The sequence below is a fragment of the Carboxydothermus islandicus genome, assembly GCF_001950325.1.
Taxonomy (GTDB): domain Bacteria; phylum Bacillota; class Z-2901; order Carboxydothermales; family Carboxydothermaceae; genus Carboxydothermus; species Carboxydothermus islandicus.
Genome location: NZ_BDJL01000002.1, coordinates 1 through 19,502 on the forward strand (window position 1 = coordinate 1; position 19,502 = coordinate 19,502).

Here is a 19,502-nt window from a genome sequence, read left to right on the forward strand (position 1 = left end):
GGTAGTAACGGGACTGGAGATGTTCCGGAAGGTATTGGACGAGGCGGTAGCAGGGGACAACATAGGAGCGTTATTACGGGGTGTAGACCGGAAGGAAATCGAGCGGGGGCAGGTACTGGCTAAGCCCGGTACGATAAAGCCGCACCGGAAGTTTTTTGCGGAGGTATACGTACTGACCAAGGAAGAAGGGGGACGGCACACACCGTTCTTTAACGGGTACCGGCCGCAGTTTTACTTCCGGACGACGGACGTAACGGGAGTAATCCATTTACCGGAAGGTGTAGAGATGGTAATGCCCGGGGATAACGTAAAGATTCATATTGAGCTTATCACACCGATTGCTATTGAAGAAGGATTGAGGTTTGCTATTCGGGAAGGTGGCAGAACTGTAGGCGCGGGCGTTGTTACCCAGATAGAAGAGTAAGTTTAAAAAGGGGGGGTTTCCTCCCTTTTTTGTTTAGGTTAAAATTTTCATCGTATTGACAGGGTTGGGGTATTATGATAGATTATATTAGGTAAAATTGTAAACTGCCTATGATTTTTTTATTTTTAGGAGGATGGTTTAAATGCGCGTAACAATAACTTTAGAATGTACCCAATGCAAGCACCGTAACTATACTACAACCAAAAACAAAAAGAACGATCCGGGGAGACTTGAATTAAAAAAGTATTGCCCTTACTGTAATGCACATACGGTGCATAAAGAAACAAAATAAAAGGATGGGGAATTTTTATGGGAGCTGCTGGTAAGGAAATTTCTAAAACCGAAGGTGGAAAAGAGCCCCGGAAAGCTCCTAAAACGGGGGAGGGGGCCTGGGTAAAAACTCAGCAGTATTTTCGGAGCGTTTGGACCGAGGTGAAAAAAGTCCACTGGCCGACCCGAAATGAATCAATTGTTTATACGGGGGTTGTATTTTTAACCGTTATTATTGTAGGCCTTATTATCTGGCTTTTTGATTCGTTTTTGAGCTTTTTCCTGAACTTACTTCTTAAATAGGTAAAGGCAGGAGTCCTGTAATGGAAAAAAACTGGTATGTCGTCCATACTTATTCTGGACACGAAAACAAAGTAAAAGCCAACTTGGAAAAAAGAATTGAGTCATTAAATATGGGGAATCACATTTTTCGTATTTTGGTCCCCATGGAAGATGAACTGGAAATTAAAGATGGAAAGAAAAAAGTGTCCAAACGCAAAATTTTCCCCGGCTATGTTTTAGTGGAAATGGTTTTAACTGACGAGTCGTACAATGTGGTTAGACATACTCCTGGAGTAACCGGTTTTGTTGGGGGCTCCAAGCCAATTCCTTTGACTGAACAGGAAGTACGGCAAATAATGAAGCAAATGGGTATTGATGAACCCCGGACGAAAATTGATTTGGAAATTGGGCAACCGGTTCGGGTAAATGCTGGACCTTTTGAAGGGTTTGTTGGAAATGTTGAAGAAATTTACCCGGATAAAGGGAAAGTAAGGGTTCTGGTTTCTATGTTTGGGAGAGAAACTCCCATTGAACTTGATTTTGCCCAGGTAACTAAGATATAGTTTTTGAATGGAGGTGAAAAAATGGCTAAGAAAGTAGTTGCAGTAGTGAAATTACAAATCCCAGCAGGTAAAGCGACACCTGCACCCCCGGTTGGTCCTGCCCTTGGTCAGCACGGGGTTAACATAATGGCTTTTGTTAAAGAATATAACGAGCGTACTGCTCAACAGGCAGGAATGATTATCCCGGTTGAAATTACTGTTTACGAAGACCGGTCTTTTACCTTTGTAACTAAAACTCCGCCGGCTTCGGACCTTCTTAAGAAAGCTGCGGGAATAGAATCGGGTTCCGGCCAGCCCAACAAGAAAAAAGTGGGTAAAGTTACCCGGGCTAAAATTCGGGAAATTGCCGAGCTTAAGCTCAAAGATTTAAATGCCAACGATGTTGAGGCAGCAATGAGGATGATTGAAGGTACTGCCCGGAGTATGGGAATTGAAGTGGTAGACTAATTTTTTAAATTAGGATTTTACCAAAAAAGTGGGAGGAGTGCCTTTCCGCTAATACCACAAGGAGGGAAAGAGAAATGCCAAAACACGGGAAGAAATATTTAGAAGCTGCGAAAAAAGTTGATAAAACCAAATTATATGAGCCAGCTGAAGCTTTTGCTCTGGTAAAGGAGCTTTCCTTTGCTAAGTTTGATGAAACCGTAGAAGTGGCTGTAAAACTTGGGGTTGATCCCCGGCATGCTGATCAGCAGGTAAGGGGGGCGGTGGTGTTGCCCCATGGTACCGGTAAAACCCGGAAAGTATTAGTTTTTGCTAAAGGAGAAAAAGCTAAGGAAGCTGAAGCTGCCGGTGCCGATTATGTTGGTGCCGAAGAATATATTGAAAAAATTGCCCAGGGTTGGATCGATTTTGACGTAGTGGTGGCGACTCCGGATATGATGGGAGCTGTGGGTCGTTTGGGTAAAATTTTAGGCCCTAAAGGGTTAATGCCCAGCCCGAAAACCGGAACCGTTACCTTTGAAGTGGCAAAAGCGATTGCCGATATTAAAGCCGGTAAGATTGAGTACCGGGTAGATAAAGCCGGTATTGTCCACGTGCCGATTGGAAAAGTATCGTTCCCTGTAGAAAAGCTTGTAGAAAACTTCCACACTTTAATTGATGCTTTGATAAAAGCCAAGCCTTCAGGGGCAAAAGGTCAATATTTAAAGGGTGTGTCAGTTTCTTCAACTATGGGGCCTGGCATTAAAATAAATCACTTAAAGTTGATTAAATAGTGTTGCCAAATAGTTCAAACCGTGCTACAATACACTTTGTGGCAAATAAATATTATTTGCCGTAGACCGTTGGTGCCTGAGGGCTTAATGGGAAACCGCCAACCGAGGCAAGGCTTAAGGAAGAAAAACCCAAGGCCGCCGTGTGTCTACGGCGGCCTTAATTGCTTTCGAGGAGGTGAACCGTTCTTTGAAACCGATTATTGAACAAAAAGCTAAAGTTGTAGCGGAAATTGAGGAGATGATTAAAAGCTTCCAGGCGGCAATACTGGTTGACTACCGGGGGCTTACTGTGGCCGAAATGACCGAACTTCGGCGAAAACTTAAGGAAAAGGGTGCGGAAATTAAGGTTGTTAAAAATACTCTAACCAAACGAGCAGTAAATAACTTGGGTATTACTGGATTGGACCCTTACTTAGAAGGACCAACCGCTCTGGCTGTGGCCAAAGAAGACCCAGCTGCAGCTGCAAAAGTTTTATTTGACTTTGCGAAAGATCATCCTAATTTAGAAATTAAAGTTGGAATTCTGGAGAATATTGTACTGGAAAAGGACAAGGTCAAAGCCATTGCCGATCTTCCACCGCGGGACGTTCTTTTGGCAAAAGTTCTTGGTGGTATGCAAGCTCCCCTTTACGGATTTGCTGGAGCTCTTGCCGGTGTGCTTAGAAAATTTGTTTATGCCCTTGAAGCAATCCGCAAGCAGAAAGCTGGTGAGGAATAATTTTATCGGGTATAAGCCTTTGGGCTTAACCATAAATACGAAAAAAATATTTTTGGAGGTGGCATAAATGTCCAAAGTACAAGAAATTTTAGAGGCTGTTAAAAGTTTAACTGTTCTCGAACTTGCTGAGCTTGTAAAAGCTTTTGAAGAAGAGTTTGGTGTCAGCGCTGCTGCTCCTGTAGCGGTTGCTGCTGCTCCGGTGGCTGCTGCTGCTGCAGCACCTGCTCAGGAAGAAAAGACCGAATTTGACGTAATTCTCGTCAGCCCCGGAGCACAAAAAGTTAACGTTATTAAAGTTGTTCGGGAAATCACCGGTCTTGGCCTCAAAGAATCCAAAGATCTGGTGGATGGTGCTCCGAAGCCTGTTAAGGAAAAAGTCAGCAAAGCTGATGCCGAAGCTATCAAGGCCAAGCTTGAAGAAGCTGGCGCTACTGTGGAAATTAAATAGTAACCATTCCCAAAACCCCCCGGCTCTTTGCCGGGGGGTTTTTATTACCATTTTACTTATTTACAAACAAACTTTATAAGAAAATAATAAAAAAATTCAGAAAAAACTTGCAGGAAAAGCGCTAAATTCGTCGAAATAAATAACATAGAAGCAAGAAAAAGCAAAAATAAAGCCAAAACCATACAAATAGTGTTAGTAAGGTTTGTTATATTTTCAGGGGAGGGGCATTTCATGCAACCGATTTTAAAAATGATAAACATTACTAAAACTTTTCCTGGGGTCGTGGCTAACCGGAATGTCAACTTAGAAGTTTATCATGGAGAAATCCACGCCCTCTTAGGAGAAAACGGGGCAGGAAAGTCGACTTTGATGAACGTGCTATATGGTTTGTATCAGGCTGATTCGGGTGAAATTTATTTTGAAGGGAAAAGGGTGAACTTTGAGTCAGCAAAGGATGCGATCCGGGCTGGCATTGGTATGATTCATCAGCATTTTATGTTAATTCCGGTTCATACGGTATTGGACAATATTATTATGGGCCTTCCCGGGGATCGGGGAATTTTTTACGATCGGGCTCTCCACCGGGAAAGGGTTTTGGAAATAGCCCATCGTTATGGTTTAGAAATTGACCCGGATGCTTATGTCCAGGATCTCTCCGTTGGCGCTCAACAAAGGGTAGAAATCGTGAAGGCACTATATCGCAAGGCTAAGCTCCTCATAATGGATGAACCCACCGCTGTTTTGACTCCCCAAGAAGTTAAAGAACTTTTCTCCACATTAAAAAAGCTTTCCCAAGAAGGCATGTCCATTATCTTAATTACTCATAAATTAAATGAAGTTTTAGAAGTGGCTGATCGGGTTACGGTATTGCGTGACGGTCAAGTTATCAAAACCTTAAATACAAAAGATGCCGATGAAAAGCTTTTGGCCCAACTAATGGTTGGCCGGGAAGTGAATTTTGTACCAGCAAAGTCTCCCTGCCAGCCGGGACCAGTGGTTTTGGAAATTAAAGATTTGGTGGTTAAAAATCAACGCGGAATAACTGCTTTAAATGGTCTTTCTTTAACCGTCAGGGGTGGTGAAATTCTTGGTATTGCCGGAGTTGATGGAAACGGCCAGACGGAGTTAGCCGAGGCTATTGCGGGCTTAATAAAACCGGTAGCAGGTACCATTCTTTTAAACGGGGAACCAATTGTTGGGAAAAAACCAAGGGTTATTACTGAAAAAGGTTTAGGGCACATACCCGAAGACCGGCATAAAAGGGGCCTGGTATTGGATTTTACTTTATCAGAGAATATAATTCTCCAGAGTTATTATTGTGAGCCCTGGTGTGGAAAATTTGGGTTTTTAAATCTTAATAGCATAAAAAGCATGGCCCAGGAACTTTTAGAAAAATATAAGGTTAAAGCGCCCCATAGTGAAGTTGCTGCTCGAACTTTATCCGGTGGTAACCAGCAAAAAGTAGTGGTAGCCCGGGAAATTAGCCGTCGGCCCAAGTTACTGTTGGCCGTTCAGCCTACCCGGGGGGTAGATGTAGGAGCTATTGAATATATCCATGAGCAGATTATTAAAGAGCGGGAGCGGGGGGCAGCAGTACTTTTAATTTCTACCGAACTTTCAGAGATCTTAGCCTTATCCGATCGTATTGCGGTAATTTACAAAGGACAAATAATGGGCGAGATGACCAACGACAATCCCGATATCAACGAAATTGGCTTAATGATGGCAGGGATTAGAAAGAAGAAGGAGGCATCTTAAATGAAAAAAGATTTACTACTAATAAATTTGGTTGTACCGATTCTGGCAATTCTGGCAGCTCTTGTTTTAGGAGCAATACTCCTTTTGTTTATAAATGTTAACCCTCTTGAGGCTTATAGTGTTCTTTTGTTTGGTAACTTAACTTCTCTGTACGGAATTTCGGAAATTTTAGTAAAAGCAGTGCCAATTATAATGACCGGTCTGGCTTTTACTTTTGCTTACCGAACGGGACTATTTAATATTGGAGCTGAAGGGCAAATGTACGTAGGCGCCATCGCTGCAGTAGTGGTGGGGTTAAAACTTGGACATTTATCTCCCTTTTTGGCAATACCGCTTTCTCTTTTAGCGGCTTTAATTGCTGGAGGAATTTGGGGAGGAATTCCGGGATTACTGAAAGCGGTTTTTGGCTCGTCGGAGATTATTATTACCATAATGTTGAATTACGTTGCTGTTTATTTATTAAGTTATCTTGTTGATAAACCCTTGAGAGAAAAATCCGGTTTTTATCCGCAAACGGATATGATAGGAGAAAATGCTTTTTTGCCGGTGCTAATACCCAATACCCGCTTGCATCTTGGATTTCTGATAGCTCTATTGTTTGTAGTGTTGGTCTATATCATCCTCTGGCGAACCAAGCTTGGCTTTGAATTAAGGGCGGTAGGGCTAAATCTTCATGCGGCTGAATATGCTGGGATTGATGTACGAACCAAAATGTTTTTAGCATTAGCCCTCTCGGGCGCCTTGGCCGGGGTTGCCGGGTTTACTGAAGTTGGGGGGATACACCATCGTTTGTTAGATAACTTTTCCAAAGGTGTTGGCTTTGATGGAATTGCTGTAGCGCTTTTAGGGCAGGCAACTCCTTTTGGGGTAGTGCTGGCATCACTGTTATTTGGCTTATTACAGGTTGGGGCAAACAGCATGCAGCGGTCAGTTGGAGTTCCGGCAAACATCGTTTACATCATTCAGGGATTGATAATTTTATTTTTACTGGGTGGAACAATTTTAGCCCGGCGCTACCAAAAGAAAAAAGCCAAGGGGGTGGCCTAAGATGGAGCAGATCTTTACCTTAGGATTCTTCATAACACTTTTAGCCGCCACTATTCGATTGTCAGTGCCGATATTACTGGCTGCACTGGGAGGGATGTTTTCCGAGCGTTCTGGAGTAATTAATATTGGCCTTGAAGGTATGATGCTTATTGGTGCTTTATTTGGGGTTATCGGGTCATACGTGACCGGAAGCCCTTGGATAGGTATACTTTTTGCCATTGGGGGTGGGATTCTTTTAGCATTAATTCATGCTTACATGACCGTAAGCCTTGGTGTAGACCATGTGGTTACCGGGATTGCGGTAAATATTTTAAGCGTTGGTCTCACCAGCTTTATTTTTCGGGCAATGTTTGGTATTACCACAACGCCCGTTAAGGTAAATGCGTTTAAACCTTTAGCAATTCCTGGTTTAAAAGATTTGCCGCTAATAGGACCAATTTTATTTCAACAAAATATTTTGGTGTATTTAGCGTTTTTACTGGTTCCGTTGGCCTCACTTATTTTGTACAGGACTTCCTGGGGGCTTGCCATTAGAACGGTGGGGGAACATCCCAAAGCTGCCGATACGGTAGGGATAAATGTCGTAAAAATTCGCTACCTCTGTGTTTTACTTTCGGGAATTTTTGCCGGGGTAGCAGGAGCATTTCTTTCCCTCGGTCAGTTTAATATGTTTGTAGACAATATGGTTTCTGGGAGAGGCTTTATTGCCGTAGCTGCAGTAATTTTTGGGAAATGGAAACCTTCGGGAATTTTAGCAGCAAGTCTTATCTTTGGTTTGGCTGATGCGCTTCAGATTAGATTGCAAGCAGTGGGAACTGGCATTCCTTATCAGGTATTTTTAATGCTGCCCTATATCGTTACGGTAATAGCCATGAGCGGGCTCGTAGGAAAGACTACGGCTCCGGCAGCCTTAGGAAAGTCCTATGAAAAGAATTAAAACTTTTGGCCGAAAAGGCCAAAAAATAAAAGCAAAGGAGGAATAAGATGAAAAGAAAGATTTTTTCTGTGTTAGCGGTGCTTTTAGTGGTTTCCCTAATTTTTAGCCTTGCTGGCTGTGCGAAGAATGAGGAGCCCAAGAAAGAAGGCGAGGCTAAAAAGTACAAAATTGCTTTAGTACTACCTGGACCAATTAATGACCAGGGCTGGAACGCAACGGCTTATGCTGGGTTGCAGCTGGTAAAGAAAGATCTTGGTATTGACATGGAGTACATTGAAAACGTTCAACAAGCGGATTTTGAAGCAACGTTGAGAGATTATGGTGAAAAAGGTTATGATTTAGTGTTTGCTCATGGAGTGCAATTTACCGATGCTGTTAACAAAGTTGCTCCTCAGTATCCTAAAACTTTCTTCATGGTCATAAACAGTGACCAGGGCAAAGCGCCGAACATTGGTGGTATCGGAATTCGCGAATGGGAGGGTGGTTATGTAGCCGGAACTATTGCCGGGCTTATTACCAAGACTAAGAAACTTGGGGCAATTGGTTCTTTCCCCTTCCCTGTAATTAAAGGTACTCTTGATGCTTTTGAAAATGCCGCCAAAGCAGTTGATCCCTCAATTAAAGTTATGAAAACCTATGTTAACTCCTGGGAAGATATTCAAAAAGGTAAAGAAACGGCGTTAGCCATGGCGGAAAATGGTGCCGATGTTTTATTCTGTTCTGCCAACCAGGTAGGGCTTGGTAGTATCGAAGCAGCCAAGATGAAAGGAGTTAAAGCAATCGGTTATATTGCTCCGCAAAATGAAGTAGCTCCTGGAACGGTGGTGGCCAGTGTTCTTTACAAAACTCCCAACTTATTTAAGTGGGTTGTAGAGCAGTTTATAGCAGGGAAACTTGAGCCAAAAGGTTACAGCCAGGGATGGGCTGAGGGAGTTTTAGAAATGGATTGGACCGATGAGGTACCGCAAGAGGTTAAAGATAAAGTGAATGCGGTAATTGAAGATTTAAAGGCAGGAAAAATAGCTCCTCCAAAACCGTAAAGTAGTATTTCGGGACGGTTCTTTTCTTTATACTTAAAGTATAAAGATAGGGACTGTCCCTTTTTTTATACTTTCAGGTTGTTGACAATTACAAATACTTGTGATATCATTTAAAAATGCCATCTTGTAATTAAATTGGAGGATGTGTAATATCTTGCGACTTTGGATACAATATGGTAATGCGAAGTATTGCCTTAAATATTTTTAGGTAGAAAGGCAAAAGGGGTTCTTTTTGCCTTTTTACCTTTTTGGTTTTTAATTTTTTCTGAGGGGTGATAGCTTAAATGATACCGGTGCAGGTCGGGAAAAAAATTCGTTATAGCTATGCCAAATTTCCCGAAATCTTGGAACTTCCATATCTTATTGAAATTCAGAAAAAATCGTACCAGTGGTTTTTGGATGAAGGGTTGAGGGAAGTTTTTCGGGAAATATCTCCGATTACCGATTTTACCGGTAATTTATCTTTAGAGTTTTTAGATTACTACCTTGGTAAGCCCAAATACTCTGTGGAGGAGTGCAAAGAAAGGGATTTTACATATTCTGCCCCTCTTCGAGTAAAGGTAAGACTTTTAAATAAGGAAACCGGAGAAATTAAAGAGCAGGAAGTGTTTTTAGGGGATTTCCCCTTAATGACGGAAAAAGGTACCTTTATTTTTAACGGTGCCGAACGGGTTGTAATCAGCCAAATGGTTCGTTCCCCGGGGGTTTACTTTTCGGAACAGGTTGACCCTAACGGGAAAAAAATGTACCTGGCAACAATTATCCCTAACCGGGGAGCCTGGTTAGAATTTGAGACGGATGTAAATGACCATATATATGTCCGTATCGATCGTACCCGTAAGCTTCCCGTAACGGTGCTTTTAAAGGCGCTAGGCTACGAATCAAAAGGGCGCATTGGAGAGTTATTCGACCATGATGATAAAATTATCGCTACCCTCGAAAGAGACAATACCGATTCCCGGGAAGAAGCGTTAATTGAAATATATAAAAAGCTCCGCCCGGGGGAACCGCCAACGGTGGAGAGTGCGAAAACTCTTTTAGATTCAATGTTTTTTGATCCTAAACGTTACGATCTGGGTAATGTGGGACGGTACAAGCTATTTAAAAAATTAAATCACGGAGTATTATACCGTTACCTCGAGGAAAATGGAGAAAAAGAATATGATAAATATTTAAATGACTATGTTCCTGTTAAAAGGGAGTTTATTCGGGAACTTACTAATGAAGATATAATTTATACCATTCGCTATCTTTTAGGGTTAATGCGGGGACAGGGGAAGGTAGACGATATTGACCATTTAGGCAATCGCCGGCTCCGGTCGGTAGGTGAATTACTGCAAAACCAGTTCAGGATCGGTTTAGCCCGGATGGAACGGGTTGTGCGGGAGCGGATGACTATACAAGATGCCGATTCATTAACCCCGCAGGTTTTAATTAATACAAGACCTATTGTAGCTGCAATTAAAGAATTCTTTGGTTCAAGCCAGCTTTCCCAGTTTATGGACCAAACCAATCCCTTGGCCGAATTAACCCATAAACGGCGGCTTTCGGCTCTTGGACCGGGGGGACTTTCCCGGGAAAGGGCGGGTTTCGAAGTACGGGACGTTCACCACTCCCATTATGGGCGGATGTGCCCCATTGAAACGCCGGAAGGTCCTAACATTGGTCTTATCGGTAACCTTACCACTTATGCCCGGGTAAATGAATTTGGCTTTATTGAAACTCCTTACCGCAAGGTTGATAAGGAGCGGGGAGTTGTAACCAATGAAATTGTTTACTTAACTGCCGATGAAGAAGAAAAATACGTTATTGCTCAGGCTAACGTTAAGCTTTCCCCCGAAGGTAAGTTCTTAGATGAGATGGTTAATGCCCGTCACGGCAGTGAGATCTTGCACGTCGAACCTTCAAAAGTTGACTTTGTTGATGTTTCTCCCAAGCAGGTTTTCTCGGTGGCAACTTCGTTAATTCCCTTTTTAGAGCACGACGATGCTAACCGGGCTTTGATGGGTGCTAACATGCAACGGCAGGCAGTGCCGCTCATCAGGACCGAAGCACCGGTAGTTGGCACCGGTATTGAGTACAAGGCTGCTAAAGATTCGGGGGTTGTGGTTTTAGCTAAGAATCCTGGGGTTGTGGAGCGAGTTACTGCTGATGAGATTGTTATAAGAAACGACCAGGGGCAAATTGACCGGTATAAGCTTATAAAGTTTGAGCGGTCCAACCAGGGGACGTGTATCAATCAAAAGCCGATTGTTAGGAAAGGTGAACGGGTGGAGAAGGACCAAATCATTGCCGATGGTCCGTCTACCGATCACGGAGAACTGGCTTTAGGTAAGAATGTTTTGGTGGCCTACATGCCCTGGGAAGGTTATAACTATGAAGACGCAATTTTAATAAGCGAAAAGCTGGTTAAAGAAGATGTTTTTACTTCCATTCACATTGAAGAGTACGAATGTGATGCCCGGGATACCAAGCTTGGCCCCGAAGAGATTACCCGGGATATTCCCAATGTTGGTGAAGATGCCTTAAAAGATTTAGATGAACGGGGAATTATCCGGATAGGGGCTGAAGTTCGTCCTGGGGATATTCTGGTGGGTAAAGTCACTCCCAAAGGGGAAACGGAACTGACTGCAGAAGAAAGACTTCTCAGGGCTATTTTCGGGGAAAAGGCCCGGGAAGTTAGGGATACATCTCTTCGGGTCCCTCACGGCGAATCGGGCAAAGTAGTCGATGTTAAAGTTTTTTCCCGGGAAAATGGCGACGAGCTTTCTCCGGGAGTAAATATGCTGGTCCGCGTTTACATTGCCCAGAAACGGAAAATTTCCGTTGGGGACAAGATGGCTGGTCGCCACGGTAATAAGGGTGTTGTGGCTAGGATCTTGCCGGAAGAAGATATGCCTTTCTTACCCGATGGCACCCCGGTAGAAATTGTTTTAAATCCTTTGGGAGTTCCTTCCCGGATGAATATTGGACAGATTCTGGAGTGTCACCTGGGGTGGGCTGCCAAGGCTCTGGGGATAAATGTAGCAACTCCGATTTTTAACGGGGCTACCGAAGAAGACATTTTTGAGGCTCTGCGAAAAGCAGGACTTCCGGAAGACGGCAAGATAGAAGTAAGAGATGGGCGTACCGGTGAGCCTTTTGACAGTCGGGTGACGGTAGGCTATGTTTATATGCTAAAACTTGCTCACCTGGTAGACGACAAAATCCATGCCCGGTCTACCGGTCCGTATTCTCTGGTTACCCAGCAGCCGCTGGGTGGAAAAGCCCAGTTTGGTGGTCAGCGGTTCGGAGAAATGGAAGTTTGGGCTTTGGAGGCCTACGGTGCCGCTTATACGCTGCAGGAAATTCTCACCATTAAGTCGGACGATGTGGTTGGTCGGGTAAAAACCTACGAAGCAATTGTTAAGGGAGAGAATATCCCTGAACCGGGGGTTCCAGAATCGTTTAAGGTATTGATCAAAGAACTGCAAAGCTTGGGGCTTGACGTTAAAGTTCTCACCGATAATGATGAAGAAGTAGAAATTAAGGAAATAGACGATGATATAGGTGAAAAAGCCGAAGAATACGGCTTAGCGGCAAGTATTGCGGACCGAGACGAAGTAAAAAACGAATATTATGAGGAAGAAGTAGAAGCGGATTTTGAGATTAATGATGATTTTGATGGTGACCTGGAGGATTAAATTATTGAAAGGAGAGAAGCTCCTTGCTGGTTCTAAATAACTTTGAGCGTATTAAGATTGGTCTTGCTTCTCCGGATCAAATCCGTGCCTGGTCCCATGGAGAGGTTAAAAAGCCGGAAACAATAAATTACCGGACTCTAAAACCGGAACGGGATGGACTTTTTTGCGAAAGAATCTTTGGCCCTACCAAAGACTGGGAATGTCACTGCGGTAAATACAAACGGGTTCGCTATAAGGGAGTTGTTTGTGACCGCTGCGGGGTCGAAGTAACTCGTTCAAAAGTGCGGCGGGAAAGGCTTGGCCACATTGAGCTTGCTGCTCCGGTATCGCATATCTGGTATTTTAAAGGGATTCCAAGTCGTATGGGCCTTTTACTGGATATGTCCCCCCGTGCCCTGGAAAAAGTTTTGTACTTTGTTTCGTACATCGTGATTGACCCCGGGGAAACTCCCCTTCTTAAAAAGCAGTTGCTGACCGAAACGGAGTATCGGGAAGCCCGGGAAAAGTACGGCAATGCTTTTAAAGCGGGAATGGGGGCAGAAGCGATAAAAGAGCTTTTGGCGGAAATAGATTTAAATGAACTTTCCGCCGAGCTCAAAGCGGAAATTAAGGAATCCACCGGACAGCGGCGGATAAGAGCTTTACGTCGTTTAGAAGTTGTCGAGTCCTTTAGAAAATCAGGCAACCGGCCGGAATGGATGATTTTAGATGTTATTCCGGTTATTCCTCCGGAACTGCGGCCGATGGTTCAGTTAGACGGTGGCCGGTTTGCCACGTCGGACTTAAATGACCTGTACCGGCGGGTAATAAACCGTAACAACCGCTTAAAAAGGCTTTTAGAGTTAGGGGCACCGGACATCATTGTCCGGAATGAAAAGCGCATGCTGCAGGAAGCGGTTGACGCCCTGATTGATAATGGCCGTCGTGGCCGTCCGGTAACGGGACCCGGAAACCGGCCTTTAAAATCCCTGTCGGACATGTTAAAAGGTAAGCAGGGGCGTTTCCGCCAAAATCTTTTGGGTAAGCGGGTGGATTATTCCGGGCGTTCGGTTATCGTGGTTGGTCCGGAATTGAAGTTGCACCAGTGCGGTTTGCCAAAGGAAATGGCTTTGGAATTGTTCAAGCCTTTTGTGATGAAAAAATTAGTGGCTGACGGGATTGCCCACAACATTAAAAGTGCCAAGCGCATGGTGGAGCGGGTAAAACCCGAGGTTTGGGATGTATTAGAAGAGGTAATTAGAGAACATCCGGTACTTTTAAACCGGGCACCTACCTTGCACCGTTTGGGAATTCAGGCTTTTGAACCGGTTCTGGTGGAAGGTAGGGCAATTCAGATTCACCCGCTGGTTTGTACGGCTTACAATGCTGACTTCGATGGCGATCAAATGGCGGTTCACGTGCCTCTATCGGCGGAAGCCCAGGCAGAAGCTCGACTTTTAATGCTTTCTTCTCACAATATCTTGAACCCAAAAGATGGAAAGCCGGTAGTCGTACCGACTCAGGATATGGTTATAGGCAGTTACTACCTGACGGTAGAAAAGCCCGGAGCTAAAGGCGAAGGTAAGAAATTTGCCCATCCCGAAGAAGTGATAATGGCTTATGAAGAAGGGGTTATCGAACTTCACACCAAAATTAAAGTTCGCTATCCCGTACGGGGAGAAATAGTGGAGTTAGAAACCACTCCGGGAAGGATAATATTTAATGAGGTAATTCCCGAAGAGTTAAGGTTTATAAATCACTTGGTTGATAAAAAAGCGCTGGGGAAAATTGTTACCGAATCATATAGAAAGCTTGGCTATGAAAAAACCGGCTACTTGTTAGACGGTCTTAAGAAACTTGGATTCCATTATGCAACCAAGGCCGGTCTTACCATTGGTATCGTAGATATTACCGTTCCCAAAGAAAAGCAGGAGATTTTAGAAGAAGCGGACCGGATGGTAGCGGACATTGAAGTCAAGTACCGCCGGGGTTTAATTACGGAAGATGAACGTTATCAGCGGGTGGTAGATATCTGGAATGCGGCAACCGATAAGGTAACGAAAAAATTAGTTGAAACCCTGGAAGCTTCCCAGTTTAACCACGTTTACATGATGGCCAAATCCGGTGCCCGGGGTAACATTCAGCAGATTCGCCAGTTAGCCGGAATGCGGGGATTGATGGCCGATCCTTCCGGGCGAATCATTGACTTGCCGATTAAAGCGAATTTCCGGGAAGGGTTAACGGTACTGGAATACTTTATTTCTACCCACGGAGCGCGGAAAGGATTGGCGGATACGGCGCTTAGAACTGCTGACTCCGGTTACCTTACCCGGCGACTGGTTGACGTTTGCCAGGATGTTATAGTCCGGGAAGAAGATTGCGGTACCGAAGATGGTATTTATGTAACCGATGTGAAAGACGGGACTGATGTTATTGAAAAACTTGAAGATAGAATTTTAGGTAGAGTGGCTGCGGAAGATATAGTCCATCCGGAAACGGGAGAATTGTTAGTAGCGAAGAACCAGGAAATTACTGAAGAAATTGTTGAAAAAATAGTTGCAGCAAAAATAAAGAAGGTTAAAATCCGTTCCGTATTAACCTGTCGCACTCGCCACGGGGTTTGCACCCGGTGTTACGGTCGAAATCTTGCTACTAACAGCATAGTAGATATCGGTGAAGCGGTAGGAATTATTGCCGCGCAAAGTATCGGAGAACCGGGTACCCAGCTTACCATGCGGACCTTCCATACCGGTGGTGTTGCCGGTGAGGATATTACCCAGGGTTTACCTCGGGTCGAAGAGTTGTTTGAAGCCCGGAGACCAAAGGGCCAGGCGATTATTACCGAAATTGATGGTGTGGTTGAGGTTCGGGATAACAAAGGACGCCGGGAAATTGAGGTTATAAATCAAGAGACCGGAGAACGCAAGGTATATCCCATAACTTATCAAGCACGCATTAAAGTCCAGACCGGAGATAAAGTATATGCTGGGGACGAACTAACGGAAGGGCCTATTAACCCCCATGATTTAATCAAAGTTAAAGGTATCGAGGGGGCTCAGCTTTATCTCCTCCAGGAAGTGCAGAAAGTTTACCGGATGCAAGGTGTGGAAATTAACGATAAGCATATTGAGGTAGTTATCAGGCAAATGCTAAGAAAGGTAAAAATTGAAGACTCCGGCGATACCGACCTCTTACCGGGAAGCCTGGTGGACATTTTTGAATTTGAAGATGAAAATGCTAAAGTTATTGCCAAGGGTGGAAAACCGGCAACCGCTAAGAGGGTACTGCTTGGAATAACCAAAGCATCCCTGGCGACCGATTCGTTCCTTTCTGCAGCTTCGTTCCAGGAAACCACCCGGGTGCTTACCGAAGCCGCTATTAAAGGTAAGGTTGATCCGCTTTTAGGCCTTAAGGAAAATGTTATTATTGGTAAGTTAATACCTGCGGGTACGGGTATGGCCCGTTACCGCAATATCATGGTTCAGGCCAAGAATGCAGAGTAAAATTTCAGGGGCCGGGACCTTACGGCCCCTGAAAAATTAACAAAATTTTAATGTACATTACCCCTGGTGAAAATTGAGATGAATTGACAAGGATTTTGCAAAATGCTATCATATAAAAGTGTGTTAACAGGCGGGAGGGAGTATAGTGCCGCTTTCGGAGATTAAGGAAACCAAAAACAGGACCGTTGGCACCAAGCAAACATTAAAAGCCCTCCAAAAAGGGAAAGCGATAAAAGTTTTTATTGCTTTAGATGCAGAAAAGAGAGTTACCGATCCAGTGGTGGCCCTCTGCAAGGAAAAAAATGTTCCAGTCGAAACCGTAGGTACTATGGCAGAATTGGGAAAAAGCTGTGGTATTGCTGTAGGTTGTGCCTGTGCTGCAATTATTGATCCGGGGAAGGAGGTGTAATAAATGCCAACGATTAATCAGTTAGTGAGGAAAGGTAGAGAAAAAGTAGCAGTTAAATCCAGTGCACCGGCGCTCAAAGGATGTCCGCAAAAGAGAGGGGTTTGCACCAGAGTTTATACTACAACTCCGAAGAAGCCGAACTCCGCCTTACGGAAAGTAGCCCGGGTACGGTTAACCAACGGCATTGAAGTTACCGCATATATCGGCGGTATTGGACACAACTTGCAGGAACACTCGGTGGTATTAGTACGAGGTGGCCGGGTTAAGGACCTTCCGGGTGTAAGATACCATATCGTTCGGGGAGCGCTTGACTGTGCTGGAGTGCAGAACCGCAATCAAGGTCGTTCTAAATACGGAACAAAACGGCCAAAAGCTAAGAAGTAAAAAGTTATTAAAAGAATCCTTGTAAAGGGGGGAAAAAGATGCCCAGAAGAGGACCCGTACCCAAGCGAGATGTTTTGCCGGATCCAATTTATGGTAGCAAATTGGTAACCAAGTTGATTAATAAGACCATGGTTGACGGCAAAAAAAGCTTGGCGGAAAAAATCTGCTATCGGGCTTTTGATATAATCCGGGAAAAAACCGGCAGGGATCCATTGGAAGTTTTCGAAGAAGCCATGAAAAATGTAATGCCCGTACTTGAAGTACGGCCGCGCCGGGTTGGTGGTGCTAACTATCAGGTGCCGGTGGAAGTTCGTCCGGAACGGCGGCAGTCCTTAGCTATCCGCTGGATTGTCAACTATGCCCGGGAAAGAAGCGGCCGGAGTATGGAGGAAAAATTAGCTGCGGAAATTATGGATGCGGCTAACGGTGTTGGCGGAGCCGTTAAGAAAAAAGAAGATACTCATAAAATGGCCGAGGCCAATAAGGCGTTTGCCCATTATCGGTGGTAAAGGAGGGAATACGACATGCCGAGAGAATACCCGTTGGAACGGACGAGAAACATCGGGATTATGGCTCATATTGACGCCGGCAAAACTACCACAACAGAGCGTATTCTCTTCTATACCGGTAAAGTGCATAAAATGGGCGAAGTGCATGATGGTGCTGCAACCATGGACTGGATGGTCCAGGAACAAGAGCGGGGTATTACCATTACCTCAGCGGCTACTACATGCTTCTGGAAAAATCACCGGATTAACATTATTGATACGCCCGGACACGTGGACTTTACCGTGGAAGTTGAAAGATCGCTTAGGGTTTTAGACGGCGCCGTGGCAATATTTTGTGCTGTTGGTGGCGTTGAACCCCAATCGGAAACTGTCTGGCGTCAGGCCGATAAATACGGTGTTCCGCGGATAGCATATGTCAATAAAATGGACCGGATGGGAGCCAACTTTTTTGAAGTGGTAAAGCAAATCAAAGAGCGCCTGGGCGCCAATCCGGTACCGATACAGCTCCCCATCGGAAATGAAGACACTTTTCAGGGAGTTGTCGATTTGATTGAAAATAAAGCGATTATTTATACCGATGACCTCGGTACCCAATTAGCAGAAGCGGAAATCCCCGCTGAAATGTTAGATTTGGTAGCCGAGTACCGGGAAAAAGTACTGGAAGCGGCAGCGGAAGCTGATGAAGAACTAATGCTGAAATATCTGGAGGGAGAAGAACTGACTCCCGAAGAAATTAGAGCGGGTCTAAGAAAAGCAACGATTGCCGTAAAAGTTGTTCCGGTACTTTGCGGTTCTTCCTTTAAAAATAAAGGCGTGCAGCCGCTTTTAGACGCTATTGTTTATTATTTGCCTTCACCGGTGGATATTCCGGCGGTGCGCGGAATTAATCCCGAAACGGGTGATGAGGATTTTCGGAAGGCGAGCGATTCCGAGCCGTTTTCCGCTCTGGCGTTTAAGATTATGGCTGACCCCTATGTGGGTAAGCTTACCTTCTTCAGGGTTTATTCCGGTGTCCTGAAAGCCGGTTCTTACGTTTTAAATTCCACCAAAGGAAAGAAAGAGCGGATTGGACGGCTCCTTAGAATGCATGCGAACCACCGGGAAGAAATTGATGAAGTATGTTCCGGAGATATAGCTGCAGCAGTTGGTTTAAAAGACACCCACACTGGAGATACCATTTGCGATGAGAAGCATCCAATTGTTTTAGAATCCATGGAATTCCCCGAGCCGGTTATTAACGTAGCGATTGAACCCAAGACCAAGCAGGACCAGGAAAAGATGAGCATAGCCCTGCAGCGCTTGGCTGAGGAAGACCCCACCTTTAAGATGTGGACCGACCAGGAAACCGGCCAGACCATTATTGCTGGCATGGGCGAATTACACCTCGAAATTATCGTGGACCGGCTCATGCGGGAGTTTAAAGTTGAAGCCAATGTGGGTAAGCCCCAGGTTGCTTACAAAGAAACCGTTCGGGGAACTGCCAAGGCCGAAGGCAAATACATCCGGCAAACCGGTGGACGCGGTCAGTACGGTCATGTTTGGATTGAAATTGAACCGCTGGAACCCGGTAAAGGTTATGAGTTTGTCAATAAAATTGTTGGTGGCGTGATTCCCAAGGAATACATTCCGGCAGTCGATGCTGGTGTGCGGGAAGCCTTAGAATCCGGTGTACTGGCAGGTTATCCGGTTATCGATGTGCGGGTAACGCTGTTTGATGGTAGTTATCACGAAGTTGACTCTTCAGAAATGGCTTTCAAAATTGCCGGTTCGATGGCCGCTAAACAGGCGGTTTTAAAAGCAAATCCGGTGCTTTTAGAACCTATTATGAAAGTTGAAGTGGTTGTTCCGGAAGAATACATGGGTGAGGTTATCGGTGACCTCAACTCGCGCCGGGGACGGATTGAAGGTATGGAAGCCCGGAATAACATGCAGGTTGTAAGAGGCTATGTACCCTTAGCCGAAATGTTTGGTTATGCTACCGATCTCCGTTCGAAAACCCAGGGACGGGGCACCTATACTATGCATTTCTCCCATTATGAGGAAGTGCCCAAGAACTTGGCAGATCAAATTATTCAAAAAAGACAAGGTAAGTAAAAAGGAGGAGTAACGATGGCGAAGGCAAAATTTGAGCGGGTAAAACCCCACGTAAACATTGGAACGATAGGTCACGTAGACCACGGTAAGACCACCTTAACTGCGGCAATTACCACGGTGCTGGCGAAGAAGGGATTAGCCCAGCAAAAGAGGTACGACGAGATTGACAATGCTCCGGAAGAAAGGGAAAGAGGAATTACCATTAATACAGCGCACGTGGAGTATGAGACCGAGAAG

General features: G+C 44.7%; 19 protein-coding genes and 1 other annotated feature. All 19 genes read left to right on the plus strand.

Annotated elements, in window-relative coordinates:
• Nucleotides 1-424 (plus strand): EF-Tu C-terminal domain-related protein (locus ciss_RS00925; RefSeq protein ID WP_268874186.1); only part of this gene is annotated, 424 nt, incomplete at its 5' end.
• 142 nt (nt 425-566) lie between these two features.
• On the plus strand, nt 567-716 hold the full coding sequence (gene rpmG, locus ciss_RS00930) for a 50S ribosomal protein L33 (RefSeq protein ID WP_028052878.1): 150 nt from the start codon (nt 567-569) through the stop codon (nt 714-716).
• Between the two features lie 17 nt (nt 717-733).
• Nucleotides 734-997 (plus strand): preprotein translocase subunit SecE, encoded by a 264-nt coding sequence (gene secE, locus ciss_RS00935; RefSeq protein WP_075864459.1) that lies wholly within the window; start codon nt 734-736, stop codon nt 995-997.
• A 20-nt stretch (nt 998-1,017) separates the two neighbouring features.
• The gene (gene nusG / locus ciss_RS00940; protein ID WP_075864460.1) at nt 1,018-1,539 is read left to right on the plus strand and encodes a transcription termination/antitermination protein NusG; all 522 of its coding nucleotides are present in this window, start codon (nt 1,018-1,020) and stop codon (nt 1,537-1,539) included.
• A gap of 21 nt (nt 1,540-1,560) precedes the next feature.
• Nucleotides 1,561-1,986, plus strand: a complete 426-nt coding sequence (gene rplK, locus ciss_RS00945) for a 50S ribosomal protein L11 (RefSeq protein WP_011345205.1) — start codon at nt 1,561-1,563, stop codon at nt 1,984-1,986.
• A 74-nt stretch (nt 1,987-2,060) separates the two neighbouring features.
• On the plus strand, nt 2,061-2,756 hold the full coding sequence (rplA, locus tag ciss_RS00950) for a 50S ribosomal protein L1 (protein ID WP_075864461.1): 696 nt from the start codon (nt 2,061-2,063) through the stop codon (nt 2,754-2,756).
• A gap of 41 nt (nt 2,757-2,797) precedes the next feature.
• Nucleotides 2,798-2,928: a sequence feature (ribosomal protein L10 leader region), on the plus strand.
• A 15-nt stretch (nt 2,929-2,943) separates the two neighbouring features.
• On the plus strand, nt 2,944-3,474 hold the full coding sequence (rplJ, locus tag ciss_RS00955; RefSeq protein ID WP_075864462.1) for a 50S ribosomal protein L10: 531 nt from the start codon (nt 2,944-2,946) through the stop codon (nt 3,472-3,474).
• Between the two features lie 67 nt (nt 3,475-3,541).
• Nucleotides 3,542-3,922: a 50S ribosomal protein L7/L12 gene (rplL, locus tag ciss_RS00960; RefSeq protein ID WP_075864463.1), complete on the plus strand. Its 381-nt coding sequence runs from the start codon at nt 3,542-3,544 to the stop codon at nt 3,920-3,922.
• A gap of 231 nt (nt 3,923-4,153) precedes the next feature.
• Nucleotides 4,154-5,680: an ABC transporter ATP-binding protein gene (locus ciss_RS00965; RefSeq protein ID WP_075864464.1), complete on the plus strand. Its 1,527-nt coding sequence runs from the start codon at nt 4,154-4,156 to the stop codon at nt 5,678-5,680.
• Nucleotides 5,681-6,727: an ABC transporter permease gene (locus tag ciss_RS00970; RefSeq protein WP_075864465.1), complete on the plus strand. Its 1,047-nt coding sequence runs from the start codon at nt 5,681-5,683 to the stop codon at nt 6,725-6,727.
• A gap of 1 nt (nt 6,728) precedes the next feature.
• Nucleotides 6,729-7,664 (plus strand): ABC transporter permease, encoded by a 936-nt coding sequence (locus tag ciss_RS00975; protein WP_075864466.1) that lies wholly within the window; start codon nt 6,729-6,731, stop codon nt 7,662-7,664.
• A 47-nt stretch (nt 7,665-7,711) separates the two neighbouring features.
• Nucleotides 7,712-8,704 carry a BMP family protein gene (locus tag ciss_RS00980; RefSeq protein WP_075864467.1) on the plus strand — a complete coding sequence of 331 codons (993 nt, stop codon included), beginning with the start codon at nt 7,712-7,714 and terminating at the stop codon, nt 8,702-8,704.
• A gap of 284 nt (nt 8,705-8,988) precedes the next feature.
• Nucleotides 8,989-12,387, plus strand: a complete 3,399-nt coding sequence (rpoB, locus tag ciss_RS00985; protein WP_075864468.1) for a DNA-directed RNA polymerase subunit beta — start codon at nt 8,989-8,991, stop codon at nt 12,385-12,387.
• 23 nt (nt 12,388-12,410) lie between these two features.
• On the plus strand, nt 12,411-15,869 hold the full coding sequence (rpoC, locus tag ciss_RS00990; protein ID WP_075864469.1) for a DNA-directed RNA polymerase subunit beta': 3,459 nt from the start codon (nt 12,411-12,413) through the stop codon (nt 15,867-15,869).
• 145 nt (nt 15,870-16,014) lie between these two features.
• Nucleotides 16,015-16,278, plus strand: coding sequence for a L7Ae/L30e/S12e/Gadd45 family ribosomal protein (locus tag ciss_RS00995; protein WP_075864470.1), 264 nt, complete (start codon nt 16,015-16,017; stop codon nt 16,276-16,278).
• Between the two features lie 3 nt (nt 16,279-16,281).
• Nucleotides 16,282-16,662 carry a 30S ribosomal protein S12 gene (gene rpsL, locus ciss_RS01000; protein ID WP_011345197.1) on the plus strand — a complete coding sequence of 127 codons (381 nt, stop codon included), beginning with the start codon at nt 16,282-16,284 and terminating at the stop codon, nt 16,660-16,662.
• A 38-nt stretch (nt 16,663-16,700) separates the two neighbouring features.
• Nucleotides 16,701-17,171: a 30S ribosomal protein S7 gene (rpsG, locus tag ciss_RS01005; protein WP_075864471.1), complete on the plus strand. Its 471-nt coding sequence runs from the start codon at nt 16,701-16,703 to the stop codon at nt 17,169-17,171.
• Nucleotides 17,172-17,186: 15 nt separating this feature from the next.
• Nucleotides 17,187-19,265: an elongation factor G gene (gene fusA / locus ciss_RS01010; protein ID WP_075864472.1), complete on the plus strand. Its 2,079-nt coding sequence runs from the start codon at nt 17,187-17,189 to the stop codon at nt 19,263-19,265.
• 15 nt (nt 19,266-19,280) lie between these two features.
• Nucleotides 19,281-19,502 (plus strand): GTP-binding protein (locus ciss_RS01015; protein ID WP_235837215.1); only part of this gene is annotated, 222 nt, incomplete at its 3' end.